The sequence below is a fragment of the Achromobacter semiaridum genome, from assembly GCF_053543755.1.
The window spans coordinates 1-20370 of sequence record NZ_JBLVOL010000013.1; the positions used below are offsets into that span (position 1 = coordinate 1).

Sequence of the window (20370 nt, forward strand, 5' to 3'; positions counted from 1 at the left end):
GTCGCGCGCGGCCTCCACGTCGCGGCGCACGATGCGGCCATGCGGGCCGGTGCCGGTCACGCCCAACAGGTCCACATGCCACTGCGCGGCCAAACGGCGCGCCAGGGGGCTGGCGAACAAGCGACCGCCGGGAACGGGGGCGGTGGAGGCGGGAGCCGCATCAGACGGAGAGGGGGCGGCCGTTGCGGTCGGCGCTCCAGCAACCGCCGCGGCCGCCCCGCCATGTTCCGCCAACGCGCGATCTACCGCCGAGGCATCTTCGCCTTCGGCGAGCAGCACGCCGATTACCGTGTTGATCGGCACCGACGCCGCGCCGGCCGGGACCACGATGCGGGCCAGCACGCCCGCATGCTCGGCGTTGATTTCGACGATGGCCTTTTCGGTTTCGATTTCCGCCAGCGCATCGCCGACGGCGACGGTGTCGCCTTCCTGCTTGAGCCACTGGTGCAGGTTGCCGCCCGACGTATCGGCGGCAACAGAGGGGAGCTTGATTAGGTGAGCCACGATGTTCGTCCTAGTTGGCGGCGCCGGCCAGATCGGGCCGGTAGTCGGCGGGGTCGTCGTATTCGACCAGTTCCAGCACGTTGCCTTCGGGGTCGCGGAAGAATGCCAGCCACGTGCCGGGGCGCACTTCCATGGGCGCGGGCGCGCTGTCAAAGACCACTCCCCGCGCTTGCAGGTTGCGCACCACGCCCGCCAGGTCGCGCACGATGAAGGTCAGGTAGGTGGCGCCCTGGCGATCCAGGATGGCCGCGCCGCGCACGGCGGATTCCGGCGCCACGTTCGGTTGCAGCAGCTTGATGCGTTCGCCGTACGGCGTCTGCAAGCGCGCCACGTCGTAGCCATGCGCGGTAAGGCCCGTGGCCCGTGCCTTGTCGGCGGGCACGCTGACGCGGTTCACCAGCTTCAGGCCGACCACGTCGGTGTAGAACGCCAGCAGCGCGTCCAGATCGCGGCAGCAAACGCCGACTTCCATCGGCACGGTCATGTGTAGCGCGTTCATGCCTGTTCCCCCAGATCGGCCAGCACGTCGGCCAGCCCGGCCAGCACCTCCTCGGTGTCAGCGAATGCCGCGCGTTCCAGCACCTTCGAGATGCTGGGCGACGCCTCGCCACCCGTGACGCGCTTGATCGGCTGATCCAGCCAGTCGAAATAGCGGCGCTGGATTTCATCGGACAGCATCGCGCCGTAGGACGTGCCACGCGCGCCTTGCTCCACGATCAGCACGTTGTTGGTCTTCTGGATGCTGGCGCCGATGGTGTCCCAGTCCAGGCTGGCGCGGTCCAGCGTGCGCAGGTCGATCACCTCGGCATCCACGCCCGCTTCCTCGGCTGCCTTCAACGCGCGGCTGACCATCGACAGGTACGTCAGGATGGTGACCTTGCCGCCCGTGCGGCGCACGCGCGCCTTGCCGAAAGGAATGGCGTAGTCCAGGTCGCCGTCGGGCACCTCGCCCGTCGAGGCGTACAGGTCCACGTGTTCGATTACCAGCACAGGGTCTTTCGAGGCCAGCGCGGTGTTCATCAGGCCCACGTAGTCATACGGCGTGGACGGCGCCACGATGCGCCAGCCGGGCGCGGTGGCGAAGATGCCGGCCGGGTCCATCGAGTGCTGCGAGCCATAGCCCGTGCCCATCGCAACCTTGGTGCGCAGCACGAACGGCACGTCGATGTCGCCGCCGAACATGTGGCGGGCCTTGCCGATCTGGTTGAAGATCTGGTCGGCCGCCACCCACATGAAGTCGGGGTACATGAATTCAACGATAGGCTTGTAGCGCCCGTCCATCGCCAGGCCGCCGCCCAGGCCCGCGAACGCGTTCTCGGAAATGGGCGTGCCCAGCACGCGGTCGGGGTACTTGTCCTTCAGCCCGCGCGTGGCGCCGTTGGTGCCGCCCTTCAAGCGGTGCACGTCTTCGCCAAGCACCACGACACCGGCGTCCGTTTCCATGCGGCGGTCCAGCACGTCGGCCACGGCATCGACAAACTTGCGTTCGACTTTCGCACCCGTGTGGTCGTCGGCGTCCTGGTAGCGCAGGCCGGCCAGTTCGGCGCCGTCACTGCGCAGGCCCACGTCGCGGAAGTCGGGGCGCGGCCACAGGTCGGCGCGCACGCGGCGCTTGCCGCCGTCAGCGGCTTCGGTCAGACGGCCGCACACGTCTTTCATGACGTCCTTGCAGCGCTGGCGCAGCGCGTCCACCTCGGCTTGCGTGATCAACTTGCGGCCGATCATTTCGGTAGCGATCTTGTCCAGCGGATCGCGTTGGCGCCACTGGGATTCTTCGTCCTTGGTGCGGTAGCCAAAGGCGCTGCCGGGGAACGGGCCGTTCTGGTGAAAGAAGCGGTACACGTCCACTTCAACGATCGTCGGGCCGTTGCCCGCGCGCATGTGCGCCACGGCTTCGGACATGGCCAGGTGCACGGCCAGCGGGTCCATGCCGTCAACCTTCCATGACGGAATATTGAACGCCAGGCCGCGTGCGGACAGGCGCGGTTCGGCGGTGGATTCTTCCACCGTGGTCGACACCGCGTAGCGGTTGTTCTCGATGAAAAAGCACAGCGGCGTTTTCCATGCGGCCGTCAGGTTCATCGTTTCCAGCACGGACCCGATGTTCACCGCGCCGTCGCCAAAGTAAGTCACGGCCACGCGGTCGGTGCCGGCGTGCTTGTGTGCCCAGCCCGCACCGGCCGCCAGCGGCACGCCGCCGCCCACGATGGCGTTGGTGCCCAGCGCGCCCGCTTCCAGCCAGCGCAGGTGCATGCTGCCGCCACGGCCCCGGCAGAACCCTTGCGCCAGGCCCATGATTTCGGCCAGCGTCTTTTGCAACACGTCGTCGATGGCGGGCGTGATCGGGTTGCGCGGGTCCAGGCCCAGCGGCGCCACGTGTTGCAGCGCCTTGGCCAGAAATTGATGGTGCCCGCGATGCGAGCCGTTGATCTGGTCGCCCGCGCCCAGCGCCAGCACCGACCCGACGGCGCCGCCTTCCTGGCCCACGGACGAATGCGCGGGGCCGTGCACCAAGCCTTCGGCGGCCAGGTCCAGCACGGCCTCTTCAAAGGCGCGGATCCAGTGCAGCTGGGTCAGCATCGTGCCCAGCAGGGCGGGGTCCGCCTGCTGCCAGTCACGCGCCTCGACCGTCAGTTGCCGCCAGGGCGCCTGGGGCTCAAGCGGTTGGTAGGTGGCCATGAGTGAATCTCCAGAATGTTTTTAAGCGTCGGTGCGGTTAGAGGTAGCTGTAGCGGCTCCAGCCGCCGTCGGCCACCAGGGTGTGTCCGGTGATGTAGGCGGCCTGGCGCGATGCCAGGAAGACCGCCAGGTCGGCCATTTCGGCCGGCTGCGCCATGCGGCGCAGCGGGGTGCGCTGCTTCAGGCGTTCGGGGTCCAGGCGGCCACGCGCGGCCAGGTCCCGTACCAGATCGGTCTCGACGTAGCCGGGGGCCAGCGCGTTCACGCGCACGCCCATCGGGCCCCATTCCACGGCCAGCGTTTCGGTCAGCAGCACCACCGCGCCCTTCGTGGCGCAATACGCCGCGCGGTCGGGCGCGGCCACCACGCCGTACATCGATGCCAGGTTGATGATGCTGCCCGCGCCCGCCGGCACCATGCGGCGGCCGGCCGCCTGCGCGCACAGGAACACGCCGGTCAGGTTGATGTCCACGGCGCGGCGCCATTCGTCCACGGTGACTTCCAGCGTGGGCTTGTTGGCCGAGATGCCGGCGTTGTTGACCAGCACGTCGATGCCGCCCCAGGCCTGTTCGACCTGGGCAAATGCACGCTCGACGGCGTCGGCGTCGGTGACGGACGCCTGCACGGCCATGGCCTGGCCGCCGGCCGAGGTCAGTTCGGTCACGGCGGCCTCCAGCGCGGCGGCGTCCATGTCCAGCAAGGCCACGCGCGCGCCCTGGCGCACGAACGCGTGGGCGGTGGCCAGGCCAATGCCCTTGGCGCCGCCGGTAATGACGACGCGTTGGCCGCGCAGGTCGCTATGGATGACTTCTGTGGTGTGGTCCAAGGTAGATGCCTGTAAAGGTTGTGCGTTGCGGCGGGGTCAGACCGCCAGCCATTCCTGGACCACGTCCTGGCGCTCGTGCAGCTGCGCGGGCGGTCCTTCGAACACGATGCGGCCGTGGCCCATGACGCTGACGCGCGTTGATACCTTCAGCGCGATCGTCAGCTTCTGCTCCACCAGCACCACCGACACGCCGCGCTTGTGGATATCGCGGATCACGTCGGCGATCACTTCCACGATCTTCGGCGCCAGCCCTTCGGTGGGTTCGTCGATCAGCATCACCTTGGGATTGCCCAGCAGCGAGCGGCACATCGTCAGCATCTGCTGTTCGCCGCCCGACAGGTTGCCGGCCTTTGTGTTGCTGCGTTCCTTCAGGCGCGGGAAGTAGTCGAACATCTGCGCCACCGTCCAATGGGGCGCGTCGTCGCGCTTGGGCTGTTCGCCCATGCGCAGGTTTTCGTCCACGGTCAGGTTGGCGAAGACCTCGCGTTCCTCGGGCACGAAGCCCACACCGGCGCGCGCGATTTCAAAGGGGCGCTTGTTGGTGATGTCGCGCCCTTCGATGGCGATGTGCCCGCCCGTTACGTCCACCAGGCCCATGATGCTTTTCATGGTGGTTGAGCGGCCGGCGCCGTTGCGCCCCAGCAGGCTGACGACTTCGCCGCGCCCGATGGAAAGATCGATGCCGTGCAGGATGTGGCTCTTGCCGTAGTGCGCGTGCACGCCCTGTAGGCTGAGCAGGGGCGCTTGCAGTGAGGCTTGCGTCGTCATACCGTTTCCTCTCCCAGATACGCGTCGCGCACGCGGGCGTCGCCACGGATGTCGGCGGGCGTACCGGTGGCAAGAATTTCGCCGTACACCAGCACGCTGATGCGGTCGGCCAGCGAGAACACCACCTGCATGTCGTGCTCGACGATCAGCAAGGTGCAGTCCCGCGTAACGTCCTTGATCAGCTCCACCGTGTAATCGACTTCGTGTTGCGACATGCCGGCCATGGGCTCGTCCAGCAAGATGACCTTCGGGCGCGAGGCCAGCGTCATGCCGATTTCCAGCGAGCGCTGCTCGGAATAGTTCAGGTCGCCCGCGGCCGTTTGCTGCTTGGCCGTCAGCCGCACTTTTTCCAGCAGGCGGTCCACGTCTTCATTGACGGCGCGGTGCCGCGCAATGGGTCGCCAGAAGTTGTAGACCAGCCCATGCATGCGCAAGACCGCCAGGCGCAGGTTCTCGCGCACCGACAGGCGCGGAAACACGTTGGTGATCTGGAACGAGCGGGCGAGACCCAGGCGGTTGATGGCTTCGGGGGGCAAACCGCCAATGGCGCGCGAACGCAGGTTGATGTCGCCCGAGGTGGGCGCGAACGAGCCCGACATCAGGTGGAACAGGGTGGACTTGCCCGCGCCGTTGGGGCCGATGACCGCATGGCGTTCACCGGCTTCAATGGCCAGGTTCACACCGCGAATGATCTGCGCTTGGCCAAAGGACTTGCGCACGTCGGTCAGGGTCAGGATGGAATGGCTCATTTTGCGGGCTCCAGCACGGGGGCGGCATCGCCGTCGTCGCGCCACAGGGCCAGCGCCCAGCGGCACGCCAACAGGCCCACGGCGAACAAGGCCAAGGGCACCAACCAGGTAGACAAAGCCAGCGGCGCCCAGTCGTGACCGAACAGCGGGATGGCGGGCCAGCCGGCGTCCGGGTTCATGGCCAGCAGCGCGCGGTAGTCGCGCGCGAACATGCGTTGCAGCAGCTCTACCAGGAAGACGGTGGCGGCGGTCAGCAGCAGGCCGGCAGCCACGGACACGACGGCGCGCGGCAGCCAGTTGGCCAGGCCGCGTTCGCGCAGCGACTTGGCGGCGCGCTGCACCAGCCCGACCAGGCCGTCCGGCACGAACAGCATCACCAGCACGAACAGAATGCCCTGGTACAGCAACCAGGAACGGGTAATGTCGGCCAGCGTTTGCGATAGAAACGTCAGCATCGCCGCGCCCAGAACCGGGCCCAGGAACGCGTTGACGCCGCCGATGTAGGCGAACAGCACCGCGTCGGTCGACAGCTTGACCTCGAACAGCACGTAGTTGCCCGCTTCGATGTTCAGCGCCTGCAAGCCGCCCGCGATGCCCGCGAACATGGCCGACAACGCAAACACCATGGTCTTGAGCGCATGCGGCCGATAGCCCAGGTAACGCAGCCGGTTGGCGTTTTCGCGCAGGCCGAGCGTCAGCCGGCCCAAGGGCGTGCGGGTCAGGCCATACAGCGCGGCCAGCGATATCAGCACCCAGGCCAGCACCAGGAAATAGACCTCGATGTCGGATCCGAAGGTGAAGCCCCAGGCCGGCATGCGCATGGCGGACACGCCCGCTTCGCCGCCGAACACGCCTTTCAAATGCGGCGCCAGGGCGTGCAGCAGTTCAGCCAGCGCCAACGTGATCATCGAAAAGTAGACGCCGGAACGCATGGTGGCGAACCAGCCCGCGACCAGGCCAAACAGCAGCCCGGCCACCCCGCCCACCAGCGGCATCAACGGCGTGGGCAACAAGCCCGCGCCGCCCAGCGCGTTCATGGCGTGAATGGTGGCAAAGGTGCCCACGCCGAAGTACGCGGCGTGACCAAAGGACAGCATGCCGCCCTGGCCCGCCAGCAGGTTGAAGGCGCAGGCGAACAGCGCGGCGATCAACATCTGCACCGCCGCCACCAGTTGGCCGGGCGGCAGCAGCCACGGCAAGGCGCATAACGCCGCCACGCAAACGATCAGCAGCAGCGCGCCGGATGCAGTACGGGTCTGGCTCATGCCTGTTCTCCCTTCAGGCCCGACGGCTTGACCAGCAGCACCACCAGCATCAGCAGGAAGGGCAGGGTGGCGGCCAGGCTGGAAATCTTCACGGTCATCAAACCGCCCACGCTTTCGGCCCATTCGCCCGCGCCGAACAGGCCGAACAGGGACGCCAGGCTGGCGTCGATACCCACCGAGAACGAACTGATCAGGCCGATCAGCAGCGAGGCGATCATGGCGCCTTCCAGCGAACCCAGGCCGCCCACTACGACCACCACAAACACCAGCACGCCCAATTCAAGCGCCATGTTCGGGTTGGTGGTGTAGAACGCGCCGGCCACCGCGCCCGCCAGCCCGGCCATCGCCGCGCCCACGCCGAACACGCTCATGAAAACCAGCGGCACGTTGTGGCCCAGCGCTTCGGCCATGCGCGGCCGATAGATGGCCGAGCGCACGACAATGCCCACCCGAGTGCGCGACAGCAGCAGGTAGATGACGGCAAACATCGCCAGCGACACGCCGCCCATCAGCAGGCGATAGAAGGGGTAGTCCGCGTCGAACACGCGAAAGGCCGCGAAGTTCAGGAAGGGCGGCACGCGGTAATCAACCGGAAAGTCGCCGTAGAACAGCTTGATGAGCTCGGCCACGATGAAGGCCAGGCCAAAGGTCACCAGCAGTTCCTGCGCGTGGCCGAACTTGTGCACGCGGCGCAGGAAAAAGCGTTCGACGCCCATGCCCAGCACGCCCGAGATGATCGTGGCCAGCACCAGCGCCGTCCAGAAGCCCGTGACGGGCGTCAGCGTGTAGGCGGCGTATGCGCCGATCATGTAGAACGAGGCGTGTGCAAAATTCAACACGCCCATCATTCCAAAAATCAGTGTCAGGCCCGCCGACACCATGAATAGCAGCAGGCCGTAAATCACGCCGTTCAACAGCGAGACGGTAAAGTATTCCATGTCCGCTCCATAATTCTTTCGCGTTCAAGCCCGTGGCTTGCGCGATCCATTGCGCACCTTGTTTTTCCGGCCCGCGCCGGCGGTGCGCTTTTTTGTCAGGCGACGAACAAGGCGGGCGCGCAGGTCGCGCGCCGCCTTGCCGGGCGTCTTATTGCGGACGCTGCATCTTGCAGGTGGCCTGCACCGGGGCGGACACATCCGCCGCCGCCAGCACCTTCACCGGTTCAAAGCCCATGTCAGTGCCGTCGGCTTTGTACTTGGCGTTCTTGCTGACCTTGGACACCACCATCGGCAGCTGCACCTGGTGGTCTTCGGCGCGCATCGTGTAGGTGCCCAACGTGGACGTGTAGGTGACCTTTTCCAGCGCCAGCGCCAGGTCCGGCACGGACAGCTTGCCGTCCTTGGGCTTGACCTGCTTTAGCGCTTCGCCCAGGAAGCGCACGCCGATAACGGTCTGCGGTTCGGTGTAGCTGGGGTAGTGGCCGGTCTTGGACTTGTAGTCCTCGGCAAACTTGGCGCCTTCGTCGCCGGCGGCTTCGATGTTGTACGGGTGCGCGATGTAGTGGCCCAGGGCCACGTCGCCGGCGTTGGCCAGGTTGCCCACCTGGTCCAGGAACACGGTGGCAAAGCGCACCTTCAGCCCGGCGGACTGCGTGGCCTTCATCAACAACAGCAGGTCGTTGGACCAGTTGCCGGTGATGACGGTGTCGGGCGTGGCCGAGCGGATGCGCGCCACATAGGGCGCGAAGTCCTGGATCTTGTTGACTTCGTGCAGCGTCTTGCCCACCACTTCATAGCCGTACTGCTTGGCAAAGCGCTCGGTGGCGCCTTCCATGTCCTGGCCCCAGGAATAGTTCTGGTTGATGGCGTACACGCGCTTGCCCAGCGTGCCGTCGGCCGACATCACCGACGCCAGCGACTTCACGCGCAAATCGGCGTTGGTGGTGAAACGGAAGTGGTAGAAGTGGCACTTCTGGCCGGTCAGTTCCAGCGCTTCGCCGCCCACGTTCAAGAAGACGACTTCCTTGCCCGGGTTGCGCAGGTTGTGCTTGCGCACGTCTTCGGTCAGCTGGCCGGAAATGGCGGACGACGAGCCCTGCACCAGCACCTGCACGCCTTCGGCGGCGGCCGCGCGGAAACGGTCGGACGCGCCCACCGGGCCGCCCTGGTTGTCGAACTCGACCAATTCCAGCGGTTGGCCATTCCAGCCGCCGGCGGCGTTGATGCGGTCCAGCTCATATTTGACCGCGGCGCGGAACATCAGGCCGGTCGAGGCCTGCGGGCCCGACAGCGTCTCGATCAGGCCGACCTTGACGGGTGCGGCGTGCGCCGATGCGGCGATGCCGGCCAGGCACAGCAGGCCGGTGGTAAAAGCCAATTTCATGCGTGTCTCCTCCGTGGAACGGGAGTGGTGTGTGCGTACGTAAAGATGCGTGCGACCGCCCTAGCAAGCGCGCTTGGTGGCGCCTATTCCATGGCCGTGAACGCGCAAATCGGGGAAGGGGATATCGCAAGATGGGGACGAACACCGTCGTGCTGCCGGGGGTGTCCGCCCTGTTGTCTCCGTCCTGTTTTTGCGGCGCTTCGGCCTTTGTTTTTTCTGACTGGCTTGCCTGAAAACGCGACTTGATTTACGCTTTCCGGACAAGTTGTCAGGTAACTTTATTAAGTTGTCTGATAAATAATAGGGCAAGCGTTTTTCTCGTGTCAAGCGGCGGATTCAGGAGTCCAATCACAGGGCCGTGGCGGCCGGGACACAAGGCGCGCCCACTTACACACGTTGGAGACAGGATGATTTCATTTGAAGGGCAGGTGGCCGCGATCACGGGCGCGGGCAATGGCATTGGCCTGGCGACGGCGCGCCTGATGGCCGCCCATGGCGCCCGGCTGGTGTTGACGGATATCGACGGCGCGCGGTTGGAAGAGATCGCGGCCGAGCTGGACCCGACGGGCCAACGTGTCTACACGCATGCGCTGGATGTGTCGGTGTCGCATGAATGCGAGCGCGTGTTCGAAGCGGCGGCCAAGCACTTTGGCGGGCTGGACCACTTGGTGCATTGCGCCGGCATCTATCCTGAGCAACTGGTCAAGGACACCAGCGACGAGGCGTGGCGCACGCTGATGCGCGTGAACCTGGACGGCACGTTCTACGTATGCCGCGCCGCCCAGCGCCAGCTGCGCCACAACGGGTCCATCGTGCTGCTGACCTCGTTGGCGGCGCAGCGCGGCAGCTACGCGCACGCGGCCTATTCCGCGTCCAAGGGCGCGGTGCAGAGCTTCACGCGCAGCCTGGCGCTGGAACTGGCGCCGCAGATCCGCGTGAATGCGGTGGCCCCAGGCATCATCGCCACGTCCATGACGCAGGACCTGATTGGCCAGAAGGGCACGCATCTGCTGGAAAGCACGCCGCTGCGCCGCTTCGGCACCGCCGAGGAAATTGCCGGATCGATCGCGTTCCTGTGTTCGCCGCTGGCCGGTTTCGTGACGGGCGAAGTCATGCAGGTCAACGGCGGCATCTACATCGCTTAAAGTGAAGGACGCCGCCATCACCTTTTCCCGATTTCCCATGTCGACGAATCACGATCAGGACACGCCGCGCAACCCGCCCAAGAGCTCGCTTTCCGCCGCCTTGGGAGATGCATTGGCTGAACAGATACGCCAGGGAGTGCTAGCCCCGGGCGACCGCCTGCCCACCGAAAAGCAGCTGACCGAAACCTATTCGGTCAGCCGCGCCGTGGTGCGCGAGGCCTTGGCGCGCTTGAAGTCCGAAGGCTTGATCACGTCGCAGCAAGGCAGCGGCGTGTTCGTGGACCCCAACTTCCAGCGCAACGCGTTTCGCATCGCCGCGCCCACGCCCGGCGACACCGAAGACCTGGAACACATCCTGGAATTGATGCTGTCCATCGAGGTCACCGCCGCGCGCTACGCGGCGCAGCGGCGCACGGATCAAGACCTGAAGAAGATGCGCCAGGCGTTGGTCGGCATGGAATACGCGCTGATCAACGACAAGCTGGGCGACGAAGAGGACTACCAGTTTCACCAGGCCATCGTGCAGGCCACGCACAACCCGCATCTGGTGTCCCTCAATGATTATCTGGAAGCCAATGTGCGGCGCGTGATCCGCAGCGCGCGTAACAACACGGCGCGCCGTTATGCCGAACGGATGGCCGCTGTGCAAAGCGAGCATCAGGCCATTTTCGTGGCCATCGAAGGCTCGGACCCCGACGCCGCCGGCCGCGCCGCCGAACAGCATCTGCGCAACGCGGCGGACCGGCTGCGTTTATTCCAGGCCGAGCGCCCCGCGCCGGTGTAAGCGGCGGGGCGGTTACGGGCAACGGCGCCGCCTTCGCCCGTTTCGGGCCACACTTTTCGGCCGCTACTACGCGAAGGTCTGCTCCATTTCGCGCCGGAACTGCACCGCCGTCGACCGCTCGTCATATTCCACGTCGCGCCAGCGTATTGCCTGCGACTGGCGCACCGGGTGCTTGAGCTTGACCTGATGCGACAAGCCCAGCGGCAAATAGCCTTCTTCGACGGAATCGCGCGCCGGCATCAGCCGGCCATACACCGTGTAGCCGCCTTCGCCGTCCAGGATCTGGCCGGCCTGCAAGTCGCGCTTGGCGGTGGCCACCACGTCGCCGTGCCAGCCGGCGGGCGCGCCCGTGGGTTCGCGCCGCAAGCCCACGCTGGCCACGCTGATGCCAAGCTCAAGACCGATCAGGTGATAAGGCTTGTACATGGCGGTGTAGTTGCCGCTGGGGTCGGTGACCAGGCCGTATTCCTGGAAGCAGCGGCGCACGTAGTCGCTGTCGGCCGCCAGCGTCACGTACACGCCCCAGCGCAGGTCGCGAAACACCGGGCGGCCGTCGCGTTCCAGCGATGAAATGACTTCCACCTGGCCGCGGTGATGCAGAATGCCGCCGTCCTCGCGCGGGCGCAGCACCCGTGCCAGATCGTCCACGCCGCACGGCGGAAAGTGCAGGCCGGACGGTGACGGCAACAGGCCCGTGGCGTTGGACACCGCCGCCATCTCGATGGCGCTTTTGGTGCCGTCCAGAAAGCTGTTGAACATCTGCGCGTTGAAGTCGCCGGCGGCCACCATTTCGGCGGTGAAGCCGTAGTACGGCCAGACGGTGTCGGGTGTCGACGTGTGGAACTCCGGCAGGTACTTGGTGCCCTTGCCCGCCGCCATGACTTCAAAGCCCGAGGCACGCGCCCAGTCCACCATTTCGCAGATCAGCGCGGGCTGATCGCCATAGGCCAGCGAATAGACGATGCCCGCCTCGCGCGCGCGGCGCGCCAGCAGCGGGCCGGCCAGGGCGTCGGCTTCGACGTTGACCATGATGATGTGCTTGCCGTATTCGCAGCAGGCCAGCACGTGGGTGATGCCGGCGGCGGCCTGCCCGGTGGCGTCGATGACGATGTCGACCTCGGGGCTGGCGATAACCGCCAGCGGGTCGTCGCTGAAGAAGACCTTGCCGTTTTTCAGGGCGTCATTGGTGCTGGCGGCGTTCAGCGCCGTGGCCGGCCAGCCCACCCGCGTCAGCGCCGCCCGGGCGCGGTCGGGCGCCAGGTCCGCCACCGCCACCAGCCGCATCCCCGGCGTGCGTGGGGCCTGGCTCATGAACATGGCGCCGAACTTTCCGGCGCCCAGCAATGCAACACGCAAAGGCTTGTGATCGGCTTCTCGTTGCTTGAGCAGACGGTACAGATTCATGGTGCGGGCTCCTCCGGGGTGGGGGTACAGCCAACACAGAATAGTCCTAAATCATGACGGCTGAACAGCAGCCGCCCGGACTCATTCATCCGCCGTATAGAGCTCGCCGGCCAGCACGTTGCGCCAGTTTTTCCAGGTGATGCGGGGGCGGTCGGTGACCTGGCGGTTATAGGGCGCGTCAAACAGAATGTGCTTCCAGCGCGGCTTCACGGCGCCTTCGATATGCGGCTTGTCGTCGATCAGCAGGTCGCCGTGCACCAGCGTCTTGTCCTTGGTCAGGATCAGCCGGGCGGTGGCGTCGCGCCCCAGGTTCTTTTCCACCCACAAGTACTTTTCCGCCACGCAGTTTTCAAACTGCGACAGCGGCGACGAGCAGATGCGCACGTCCATGCCCAAGGCCAGCAGTTCTTGCACGGCTTGCAGCGCGCCGGGCACGGGCGGCAGGTTGCGGATGAAGCCGGGCGCCGTATAGATGGCTTCGGCCATGCCGCGAAGTTCGGGTGGATAGTCTTCGCGGATGTGGAAGGACTTGCGGTCTTCGAATTCAATGGGGGCGATATCGGGATGGCGCACGCGCCAGGCGTCGATGAACGCGTGTTCGAAATCGGCCAGCACGCCGTCTTGGTCCAGCAGGATGATCATGGCGATCCCAGGGGTTGCAACCCAGCGATTGTGCCAGAGCGCGGCTACGCGTCCAGCGGCCGGGATTGGGCAACGATCCGGTAACGGCTGCCGCCCGACAGGGACTCCGACGCCACCAGCACCAGGCGGTCATAGCGCCATATCAGCGGTGTCCGGACGCCGTCAGCGGCGTTGTCGGGTGGGCGCGGAGGCGGCTCCGCGCGTTCGATGTTGCGCAGCAGCGTGACGTGAGGGCGAAAAGGTTGGGGCGGCTTGGCAAGGCCGTATCCCGCCAGCCGTTGCCAAAGACCGTCGTGCACCGCTTGCAGCGCGGGCGGCGTGTCACGCGGCCCGGCCCACAGAATGCGCGGGCGCTGAAAGACGCCCAGGTGGTCCAGCGGCACCTCGCCCGGCGCGATGCAATAGGCGGGCGTGGCGGCTGCCAACTCGTCGGCCAATTGCGCCTCGACCGGGCCCAGAAAGGCCAGGGTCAGATGCAGCGTTTCGGTGCGCATGACGCGCCCACCGCAAGCGGGGCGGGCGGCTTGCGCCCACTGGGCCAGCGATGCTGCCAGTTGCGGTGACGGCCACAGGGCGTAGAAAAGGCGGACGGTGGACATGCGCCGATTGTAGGCGCGCCGTCTGCTGTCTGCTGTCTGCCGTTCGCCGTCCGACCTGCGCCGTCCAACCTGCGCCGAGCGCCCCTCGCCCCGCGCTTTCGGACGGGCGTCGGGCGATGGATCAGCTGCCGGTGTTTTCCGACTTGCGCAGGCGTGACAGCGCGGTGTCGAAGCGTTCGACGCCCGGGCGCGCAGGGCGGTCAAAACGTTCCACGCCGGGTCGCGCCGGCTTGTCGAATCGTTCCACCCCCGGTCGGGCGGGCGCATCGAAGCGCTCGACGCCTGGGCGGTTGAAGCGTTCCACGCGTTGCGGGGTTTGCGTCTTGGCTTGCACGCTTTGGGCGGCGGCCTGTTCGCGCTTGGCGATGATTTCTTCGGCGCGCTGGTGGTGCGGCGCCATCTTGCGCACCATCACGCGGCCATCGCGGGGAAAGTAATTGATGCGACGCGCGTGCACGTCGCCCAGGTCCTTGCCCTTGACCGGAATGCCTTCCATCTTCAGATAGTTCAAGACGAAGATGGCGTTGCGTTCGCCGATGTTCATCTGCTGCATGGCGCTAAGCACCGCGCCGCCGCCGAACACCTTGGCTTCCAGTCGGTCGCGCGAGGCGCCGGCCTTGAGCAATTCGTTGATCAGCACTTCCATGGCGAACGCGCCGTAGCGCATCGTCGCCGAGGCGGGCGACTGCATGTCGCCTTCCGGCAACATGAAGTGGTTCATGCCGCCCACGCCGGTAACCGGATCGTGAATACAGGCGGCAACACACGACCCGAGTACGGTCGAAATCATCAGGTCTTCGTCGGTGACGTAGTACTCGTTGGGGAGTACCTTCACCGCCTGACACTGGAACGCGCTATCGAAATAGTGGCGCGTTGCACGGGCTTCAAGACGGGCGACCATGGGACTTATCAGGCAAGAACGGCGATTGGGACACGAAGGACGGTGCTCGGCAAAACGTTGAATGTTTCAAAAAGTATAGAAAAATTTCGCTTTATTCTTACATATCCCGCGAGACAACGGGGGAAATGCTTGTAACGGCGGCGAACGATACGTCCCTGATTCATAACGCGCTTTGCCTCCATGGCGGCGACCCGCCACGACGCGAATGACGCCGCGGCGCGGGCGGGCGTCAGCAACGACGCCTGGAAATCATCGTACACAGGCGCGCGCGCGGTCTTTCCCCGGATCACGGGGACGTTCCGGCTTTATACGTAGCTTTAGAGATTGGGCAGGGCGGTTTTAGAACCGGGTGCTGCGCGTGACCGACCAGCGCGCCGACAAGGCGCCCAGCGCGGCCGATGCCACCACGGCAGCCACCAGCACCGGCGTGCCCGGCAGGTGTAGCGCGAACTCGGCGCCGTAGCTGCGGGCCAGCCCCAGCAGCGCCTCGTTCAAGGGCGACAGGGCGATGGCGGACACCCCGATCGCCAGCAGCGACGCCACGGCGCCGGACAGTGCGCCCAGGTACAGGAACGGACGCCGCACGAAGGATTCCGTGGCCCCAACCAGCCGGGCGACGGCGATTTCCTCGCGTTGCGACAGCGCTTGCATGCGCACGGTGTTGAACACCGTGGCCAGCACCACCACGGCCACGCAGGCGGCCAGGAAGCCCAGGCCGATACGGGCAAAGCGCAGAATGGCCTCCAGCCGCTGCACCCAGGCGCTGTCAAGCTGCACCAGGTCAACGTGGTTCCATTGCTTCCAGTCGGCGGCCAGTTTGTCGGCGCGCCCGGCCAGGTTGTCGCCATCGGCCAGCGTGACGACCACGGCGTCCGGCAGCGGGTTGCCGGGCAGGACCGCCAGCGCCTGCTGCCACGCCGGGTTGGCGCGCAGGTCAGCAAGGGCGGCGTCGCGCCCCACCACGCGCACCGCGCGCACGTCGTTCTGGTAATCGTCCTTGATGCGCTTGGCCACATCGGCGGCCGCGCCGGCGGGGGCGTCCACGCGCATGAACACGGTGACTTCGGGCGTGACGGACATTTCGCGCGCCACCGGTTGCACCGACACCAGGATGGCGCTGCCCAGCAGGGGCAGGGCCAGCGCCAGCGCCATCACCAGCAGGTTGGCCAAGGACGAAAATGGTTGTTTGGCCAGGCGGCGCACGGTAACCATCAACGCATAGCGGTGTTGCCGCAGCCAGGCGTTCATGCCGGTTCTCCCGGAAAGCCCATGCCCGGTTCGGCGCGGCTGCCGGTGCGCGGCGTGGCGGCGGCGGGTTGCCCGGCGTCGGGCGGTTGCGACGGGCCGTGCGAATCGGCGAACTTGCCCGGGTCAATGCGCAGCGTGCGCGTGGCGTAGCGCGCCATCAGTTCCTGGTCGTGCGAAGCGATCAGCGTCGTGACGCCCACGCGGTTGAAATCGCGAAACACGTTCATGATGCGCTGCGCGTTGTCATGGTCAAGGTTGGCGGTGGGTTCGTCGGCGATCAGGATGGCGGGCCGGTTCACGATGGCCCGCGCAATCGCCAGGCGCTGCTGTTCGCCGCCGGACAATTCAATGGGGTTCAGGTCTTCTTTACCCGACAGGCCCACCTTGTCCAGCGCGGCGCGGGCGCGCGCGGCCGCCGAATCCCAGGGGTGGCCCTGCACCGCCAGCGGCAGCATCACGTTTTCGAACGCGCTGCGATCGAACAACAGGTGCGTGTCCTGCAAGATGACGCCCACGGCGCGGCGCAGGTAAGGGCGCGCGCGGGCAGGCAGCTTGTCCAGCCGTTGTCCGTTGACCTGGATGGACCCGCGGCTGGCGGGCTCCAACCCGCCGATCAGCTTGAGCAGCGTGGATTTGCCGGCGCCTGACGGCCCGGATACGAAAACGAATTCTCCCGCGCTTACGCGGAAGTTGATGTCGGCCAGGATATTTCGGCCGCGACCATATGATTTGAATACGTGCTGGAATTCGATCATGGCGGCTGTCGGATGAAGCCGCAATAGTAACTCGGGGACAGGATCGGGGCGTAAGGCGTTTCGTGCCCGGGCTGTGAAAAAGCGTTTCGGTGTGACCGGATGGACACGTTTTGAGCAGAACGAAACAAACGCATCTTCGGACCCCACGCAATCGAAAAAAGGCGTCCCCGTTTTCGAACGAAAACGCCGATTGATTTCGCCAGTGTCCCTAAATTTCAAGGGAATTCCCGGATGTGCCGGCCGTTGCGTGGACGCTACCATCCGCCCCATGCGTCGGCCCAACCCGGTCGAGGCAAGGCTCGATTTGTCCCACACGGAGATCACGATGAAAGTACTGAAACTCGCTGCAATTGGCGCGGCACTGTTTGCCGCATCCACGGCTGCCAATGCGGGCGCGACCTTCGATAACGTTAAAAAGAAAGGGTTTGTCCAATGCGGGGTTTCAACGGGCATTCCGGGTTTCTCGATTGCTGACAGCAAGGGCGAGTACAAGGGCATCGACGTGGACCTGTGCCGCGCCATCGCCTCGACCATGTTTGGCGACGCCACCAAGGTCAAGTTCACGCCCCTGAACACGCAGCAACGCTTCACCGCGCTGCAATCCGGCGAAGTCGACGTGCTGACCCGCAACACCACCGTGACGCTGACCCGCGACACGACGCTGGGCCTGATCGGCGTGGGCGTGAACTACTACGACTCGCAAGGCGTCATGGTCTCGAAGGATCTGAACGTCAAGAGCGCCAAGGAACTGAACGGCGCCACGATCTGCGTGCAACCGGGCACGACCACCGAACTAAACCTGGCCGACTGGTTCCGCGGCCAGAAGATCGAATTCAAGCCGGTTGTGATCGACAAGTACGACGAAATCATCCGCGCCTTCTCGGCCGGCCGCTGCGACGCCTTCACGACCGACAAGTCGCAACTGGCTTCGACGCGCACCACGCTCGAGAACCCGGACAAGTACGTCATCCTGCCGGAAGACTTCTCCAAGGAGCCGCTGGGCCCCATGGTCCGCCAGGGCGACGAGCAATGGTTCAACATCGTGCGCTGGTCGCTGAACGCCATGCTGGAAGCAGAGGAATACGGCATCACCAAGGCCAACGTCGATGAAATGACCAAGAGCCCCAACCCCAACATCCAGCGCATCCTGGGCGTGACCCCGGGCATGGGCAAGAACCTGGGCGTGGACGACAAGTGGGCCTACAACATCATCAAGAACGTGGGCAACTACGGTGAAAGCTTCGAAAACACGCTGGGCAAGAACAGCGCGATGAAGCTGGAGCGTGGTTTGAACGCGTCGTACAAGCAAGGCGGTTTGATGTACGGCTGGCCGGTGCGCTAACACACGGCTGCCCGGCAAAACGGAGCCTTAGCGCTCCGTTTTGCCTAGCCCGCCACCGAGCGGGCGGCAGGAGTGGGGGGCGTGGCCTTGCCGGCGTTGCCACCCGGTGTACGACTTCTGTAGATTCATCATGACGACTTCCAATAGAAACGCCCCAATTTCGGCTCCTCGCCGGCGGCTGAACTGGAATGACCCCGGAGTGCGCTCCGTGGTCTACCAGGTGCTTGCGCTGGCCGCGGTAGCCTGGGCCGTGTGGTTCCTGGTTTCCAACACGCTGCATAACCTGTCCGTGCGCAACATCGCCACGGGCTTCGGTTTTCTAAGCCGTGAAGCCGGGTTTGCGATCGGTGAAACCGCCATCGCCTACACCCCCGCCAATGATTACGGCCGCGCCATCCTGGTCGGCCTGCTCAACACGCTACGCGTTGCCGTCATCGGCATCGTGCTGGCCACCATCCTTGGTACCCTGATCGGTATCGGCCGCTTGTCCAAGAACTGGCTCGTCGCCAAGATCACCTCGGTTTACGTCGAAGTGATGCGCAACGTGCCGCTCTTGCTGCAACTGTTCTTCTGGTACGCGCTGATCACGGAAAACATGCCGGGCCCGCGCCAGGCGCACAACCCGCTTCCCGGCGTGTTCATCTCCAACCGGGGCCTGAAAGTGCCCGGGCTGGAAGGCAATTCGCTGGACTGGATGCTGGCGGGCCTGGGCCTTGCCATCGTCGCGATCATCTTTCTTGGCCACTACGGCAAGAAGCGCCACGAAGCCACCGGCCACATGTTCCCGCTGGGCCGCTGGGCCATCGGTTTGCTTATCGGCCTGCCGTTCATCGGCTGGCTGGTCAGCGGCGCGTCCCTGACGCTGGACATGCCGGAACTCAAGGGCTTTAACTTCTCGGGCGGCTTGACGCTGTCGCCGGAATTCGCCGCATTGCTGGCGGGCCTGGTGATCTATACGTCGGCGTTCATTGCCGAAGTGGTGCGCTCGGGCATCCAGGCCGTCAACAACGGCCAATGGGAAGCCGCCGGTTCGCTGGGCTTGCCGCGCGCCAAGGTGCTGCGCCTGGTCATCCTGCCGCAGGCACTGCGCGTGATCATCCCCCCGATGACCAGCCAGTACCTGAACCTGACCAAGAACAGCTCGCTGGCGGTCGCCATCGGCTACCCCGACATCGTGTCGGTCGTGAACACCACGCTGAACCAGACGGGCCAGGCCATCGAGGGCATTCTCATCATCATGGGCGCGTACCTGACGGTCAGCCTGTCGATCTCGATATTCATGAACTGGTACAACAAGCGCATCGCGCTGGTGGAGCGTTGAGATGAGCAGCACTACGCATACCCCCACCGAAGCCATGCCGCCGCCCAGCACCCATGTGGGCGCGTGGCCCTGGCTTAGATCCCGCCTGTTCTCGTCGCCGCTGAACATCCTGATCACGGTACTGCTGGCGTGGTTCCTGTTGATGTCGGTGCCGGCGCTGCTGGAATGGGCGTTCTTCAAGGCCGACTTCAACGCGGCCAACGCCCAGGAATGCCGCGCTTCCGGTGGCGCCTGCTGGGCGTTCATCATCGAGAAGCACCGGCTGATCCTGTTCGGCACCTATCCGTTCGACGAGCAATGGCGTCCGCTGATCGCCACCATCATCCTGGTGGCGGTCATTGTTTGCAGCGGCATCCGTCGTTTCTGGAACTGGAAGCTGGCAGTCATCTGGGTCGTCGGCCTGACCGCCGTGGCGCTGTTGATGTGGGGCGGCGTGTTCGGCCTGACCTACGTCGAGAACGCCCGCTGGGGCGGCCTGCCGCTGACGCTGATCCTGTCCACGTTCGGCATCGCCTTTGCGTTCCCCATCGGCGTGCTGCTGGCCCTGGGCCGGCGTTCAAAAATGCCCGCCATCAAGGCGCTGTGCGTCGTGTACATCGAGCTGATCCGTGGCGTGCCGCTGATCAGCCTGCTGTTCATGTCGTCGGTGATGCTGCCCTTGTTCCTGCCGGAAGGCTTTTCGATCGACAAGCTACTGCGCGCGCAGATCGCCATCATCATGTTCGCCGCGGCCTACATCGCGGAAACGGTGCGTGGCGGCTTGCAGGCGATCCCGAAAGGGCAGTACGAAGGCGCGGATTCGCTGGGCCTGAACTACTGGCAGCAGATGCGCAAGATCATCTTGCCGCAAGCGCTGAAGATCGTGATTCCGCCGCTGGTCAGCATTTTCATTGCGCTGTTCAAAGACACGTCGCTGGTCGTCATCATCGGTATCTTCGATTTGACGCTGGCAGCCAAGGCGGCTTTGTCAGATGCGGCATGGCGCGGATTCGGCGTAGAGGCCTACCTGTTCATCTCGGCGATCTACTTCGTGTTCTGCTTTTCCATGTCCAAGTACAGTCAGGCGCTTGAAAAACGTCTTGCGACTGATCACAAACGCTAGCCACTGGCGGGGGG

20 protein-coding genes are annotated in these 20370 nt (G+C 65.3%); 5 read left to right on the top strand and 15 right to left on the bottom strand.

The annotated features are described in order from the left end of the window. The 9 genes from ACNPP0_RS03710 to ACNPP0_RS03750 form a co-directional block, all read right to left on the bottom strand. The coding region (locus ACNPP0_RS03710; RefSeq protein WP_448705042.1) for an E3 binding domain-containing protein at window positions 1–504 on the bottom strand (504 nt) is incomplete at its 3' end. A 10-nt stretch (window positions 505–514) separates the two neighbouring features. Further along, window positions 515–1003, bottom strand: a complete 489-nt coding sequence (locus ACNPP0_RS03715) for a VOC family protein (RefSeq protein WP_448705043.1) — start codon at window positions 1001–1003, stop codon at window positions 515–517. Next, a complete protein-coding gene (locus tag ACNPP0_RS03720) occupies window positions 1000–3183 on the bottom strand; it encodes an alpha-ketoacid dehydrogenase subunit alpha/beta (RefSeq protein ID WP_332609933.1) in 2184 nt (727 codons plus the stop codon). The genes ACNPP0_RS03715 and ACNPP0_RS03720 overlap by 4 nt, the downstream gene beginning before the upstream one ends. Window positions 3184–3220: 37 nt before the next feature. Next, a complete protein-coding gene (locus ACNPP0_RS03725; protein ID WP_332609935.1) occupies window positions 3221–4009 on the bottom strand; it encodes an SDR family NAD(P)-dependent oxidoreductase in 789 nt (262 codons plus the stop codon). Between the two features lie 36 nt (window positions 4010–4045). Then, window positions 4046–4777: an ABC transporter ATP-binding protein gene (locus ACNPP0_RS03730; RefSeq protein ID WP_332609937.1), complete on the bottom strand. Its 732-nt coding sequence runs from the start codon at window positions 4775–4777 to the stop codon at window positions 4046–4048. Continuing rightward, complete coding sequence (locus tag ACNPP0_RS03735) at window positions 4774–5526, bottom strand: ABC transporter ATP-binding protein (protein WP_448705044.1); 753 nt, start codon at window positions 5524–5526, stop codon at window positions 4774–4776. The genes ACNPP0_RS03730 and ACNPP0_RS03735 overlap by 4 nt, the downstream gene beginning before the upstream one ends. Beyond that, window positions 5523–6791 (bottom strand): branched-chain amino acid ABC transporter permease, encoded by a 1269-nt coding sequence (locus ACNPP0_RS03740; RefSeq protein ID WP_332609941.1) that lies wholly within the window; start codon window positions 6789–6791, stop codon window positions 5523–5525. Before ACNPP0_RS03740 ends, ACNPP0_RS03735 begins: the two co-directional genes overlap by 4 nt. Then, a complete protein-coding gene (locus ACNPP0_RS03745) occupies window positions 6788–7729 on the bottom strand; it encodes a branched-chain amino acid ABC transporter permease (RefSeq protein ID WP_319302296.1) in 942 nt (313 codons plus the stop codon). Before ACNPP0_RS03745 ends, ACNPP0_RS03740 begins: the two co-directional genes overlap by 4 nt. Before the next feature lie 148 nt (window positions 7730–7877). After that, window positions 7878–9113, bottom strand: a complete 1236-nt coding sequence (locus ACNPP0_RS03750) for a branched-chain amino acid ABC transporter substrate-binding protein (RefSeq protein WP_448705045.1) — start codon at window positions 9111–9113, stop codon at window positions 7878–7880. Window positions 9114–9520: 407 nt separating this feature from the next. Here ACNPP0_RS03750 and ACNPP0_RS03755 point away from each other — a divergent pair, with 407 nt between their 5' ends. Both ACNPP0_RS03755 and ACNPP0_RS03760 read left to right on the top strand, forming a co-directional pair. Then, a complete protein-coding gene (locus ACNPP0_RS03755) occupies window positions 9521–10258 on the top strand; it encodes an SDR family NAD(P)-dependent oxidoreductase (protein WP_448705046.1) in 738 nt (245 codons plus the stop codon). Window positions 10259–10295: 37 nt separating this feature from the next. Next, on the top strand, window positions 10296–11042 hold the full coding sequence (locus ACNPP0_RS03760) for a FadR/GntR family transcriptional regulator (RefSeq protein ID WP_046803355.1): 747 nt from the start codon (window positions 10296–10298) through the stop codon (window positions 11040–11042). A gap of 66 nt (window positions 11043–11108) precedes the next feature. Here ACNPP0_RS03760 and ACNPP0_RS03765 read toward each other — a convergent pair whose 3' ends face one another. The 6 genes from ACNPP0_RS03765 to ACNPP0_RS03790 form a co-directional block, all read right to left on the bottom strand. Then, the gene (locus tag ACNPP0_RS03765; RefSeq protein WP_332609947.1) at window positions 11109–12446 is read right to left on the bottom strand and encodes an NAD(P)H-dependent oxidoreductase; all 1338 of its coding nucleotides are present in this window, start codon (window positions 12444–12446) and stop codon (window positions 11109–11111) included. A gap of 81 nt (window positions 12447–12527) precedes the next feature. Continuing rightward, complete coding sequence (locus ACNPP0_RS03770; RefSeq protein WP_332609949.1) at window positions 12528–13088, bottom strand: 5'-3'-deoxyribonucleotidase; 561 nt, start codon at window positions 13086–13088, stop codon at window positions 12528–12530. A 44-nt stretch (window positions 13089–13132) separates the two neighbouring features. Beyond that, complete coding sequence (thpR, locus tag ACNPP0_RS03775) at window positions 13133–13687, bottom strand: RNA 2',3'-cyclic phosphodiesterase (protein WP_448705047.1); 555 nt, start codon at window positions 13685–13687, stop codon at window positions 13133–13135. A 121-nt stretch (window positions 13688–13808) separates the two neighbouring features. Beyond that, window positions 13809–14588, bottom strand: a complete 780-nt coding sequence (cheD, locus tag ACNPP0_RS03780; RefSeq protein ID WP_332609951.1) for a chemoreceptor glutamine deamidase CheD — start codon at window positions 14586–14588, stop codon at window positions 13809–13811. A gap of 339 nt (window positions 14589–14927) precedes the next feature. Then, window positions 14928–15836 carry a cell division protein FtsX gene (locus tag ACNPP0_RS03785; protein ID WP_332609952.1) on the bottom strand — a complete coding sequence of 303 codons (909 nt, stop codon included), beginning with the start codon at window positions 15834–15836 and terminating at the stop codon, window positions 14928–14930. Further along, window positions 15833–16591 carry a cell division ATP-binding protein FtsE gene (locus tag ACNPP0_RS03790; protein WP_104141708.1) on the bottom strand — a complete coding sequence of 253 codons (759 nt, stop codon included), beginning with the start codon at window positions 16589–16591 and terminating at the stop codon, window positions 15833–15835. Before ACNPP0_RS03790 ends, ACNPP0_RS03785 begins: the two co-directional genes overlap by 4 nt. 325 nt (window positions 16592–16916) lie before the next feature. On the opposite strand from ACNPP0_RS03790, the gene ACNPP0_RS03795 reads away from it, so the two are divergent. The 3 genes from ACNPP0_RS03795 (at window position 16917) to ACNPP0_RS03805 (ending at window position 20356) form a co-directional block, all read left to right on the top strand. Beyond that, window positions 16917–17933, top strand: coding sequence for an amino acid ABC transporter substrate-binding protein (locus tag ACNPP0_RS03795; RefSeq protein WP_332609954.1), 1017 nt, complete (start codon window positions 16917–16919; stop codon window positions 17931–17933). 130 nt (window positions 17934–18063) lie between these two features. After that, the gene (locus ACNPP0_RS03800; RefSeq protein WP_332609956.1) at window positions 18064–19254 is read left to right on the top strand and encodes an amino acid ABC transporter permease; all 1191 of its coding nucleotides are present in this window, start codon (window positions 18064–18066) and stop codon (window positions 19252–19254) included. Between the two features lies 1 nt (window position 19255). Beyond that, window positions 19256–20356 (top strand): amino acid ABC transporter permease, encoded by a 1101-nt coding sequence (locus ACNPP0_RS03805; protein ID WP_046803290.1) that lies wholly within the window; start codon window positions 19256–19258, stop codon window positions 20354–20356. Window positions 20357–20370: the final 14 nt, after the last annotated feature.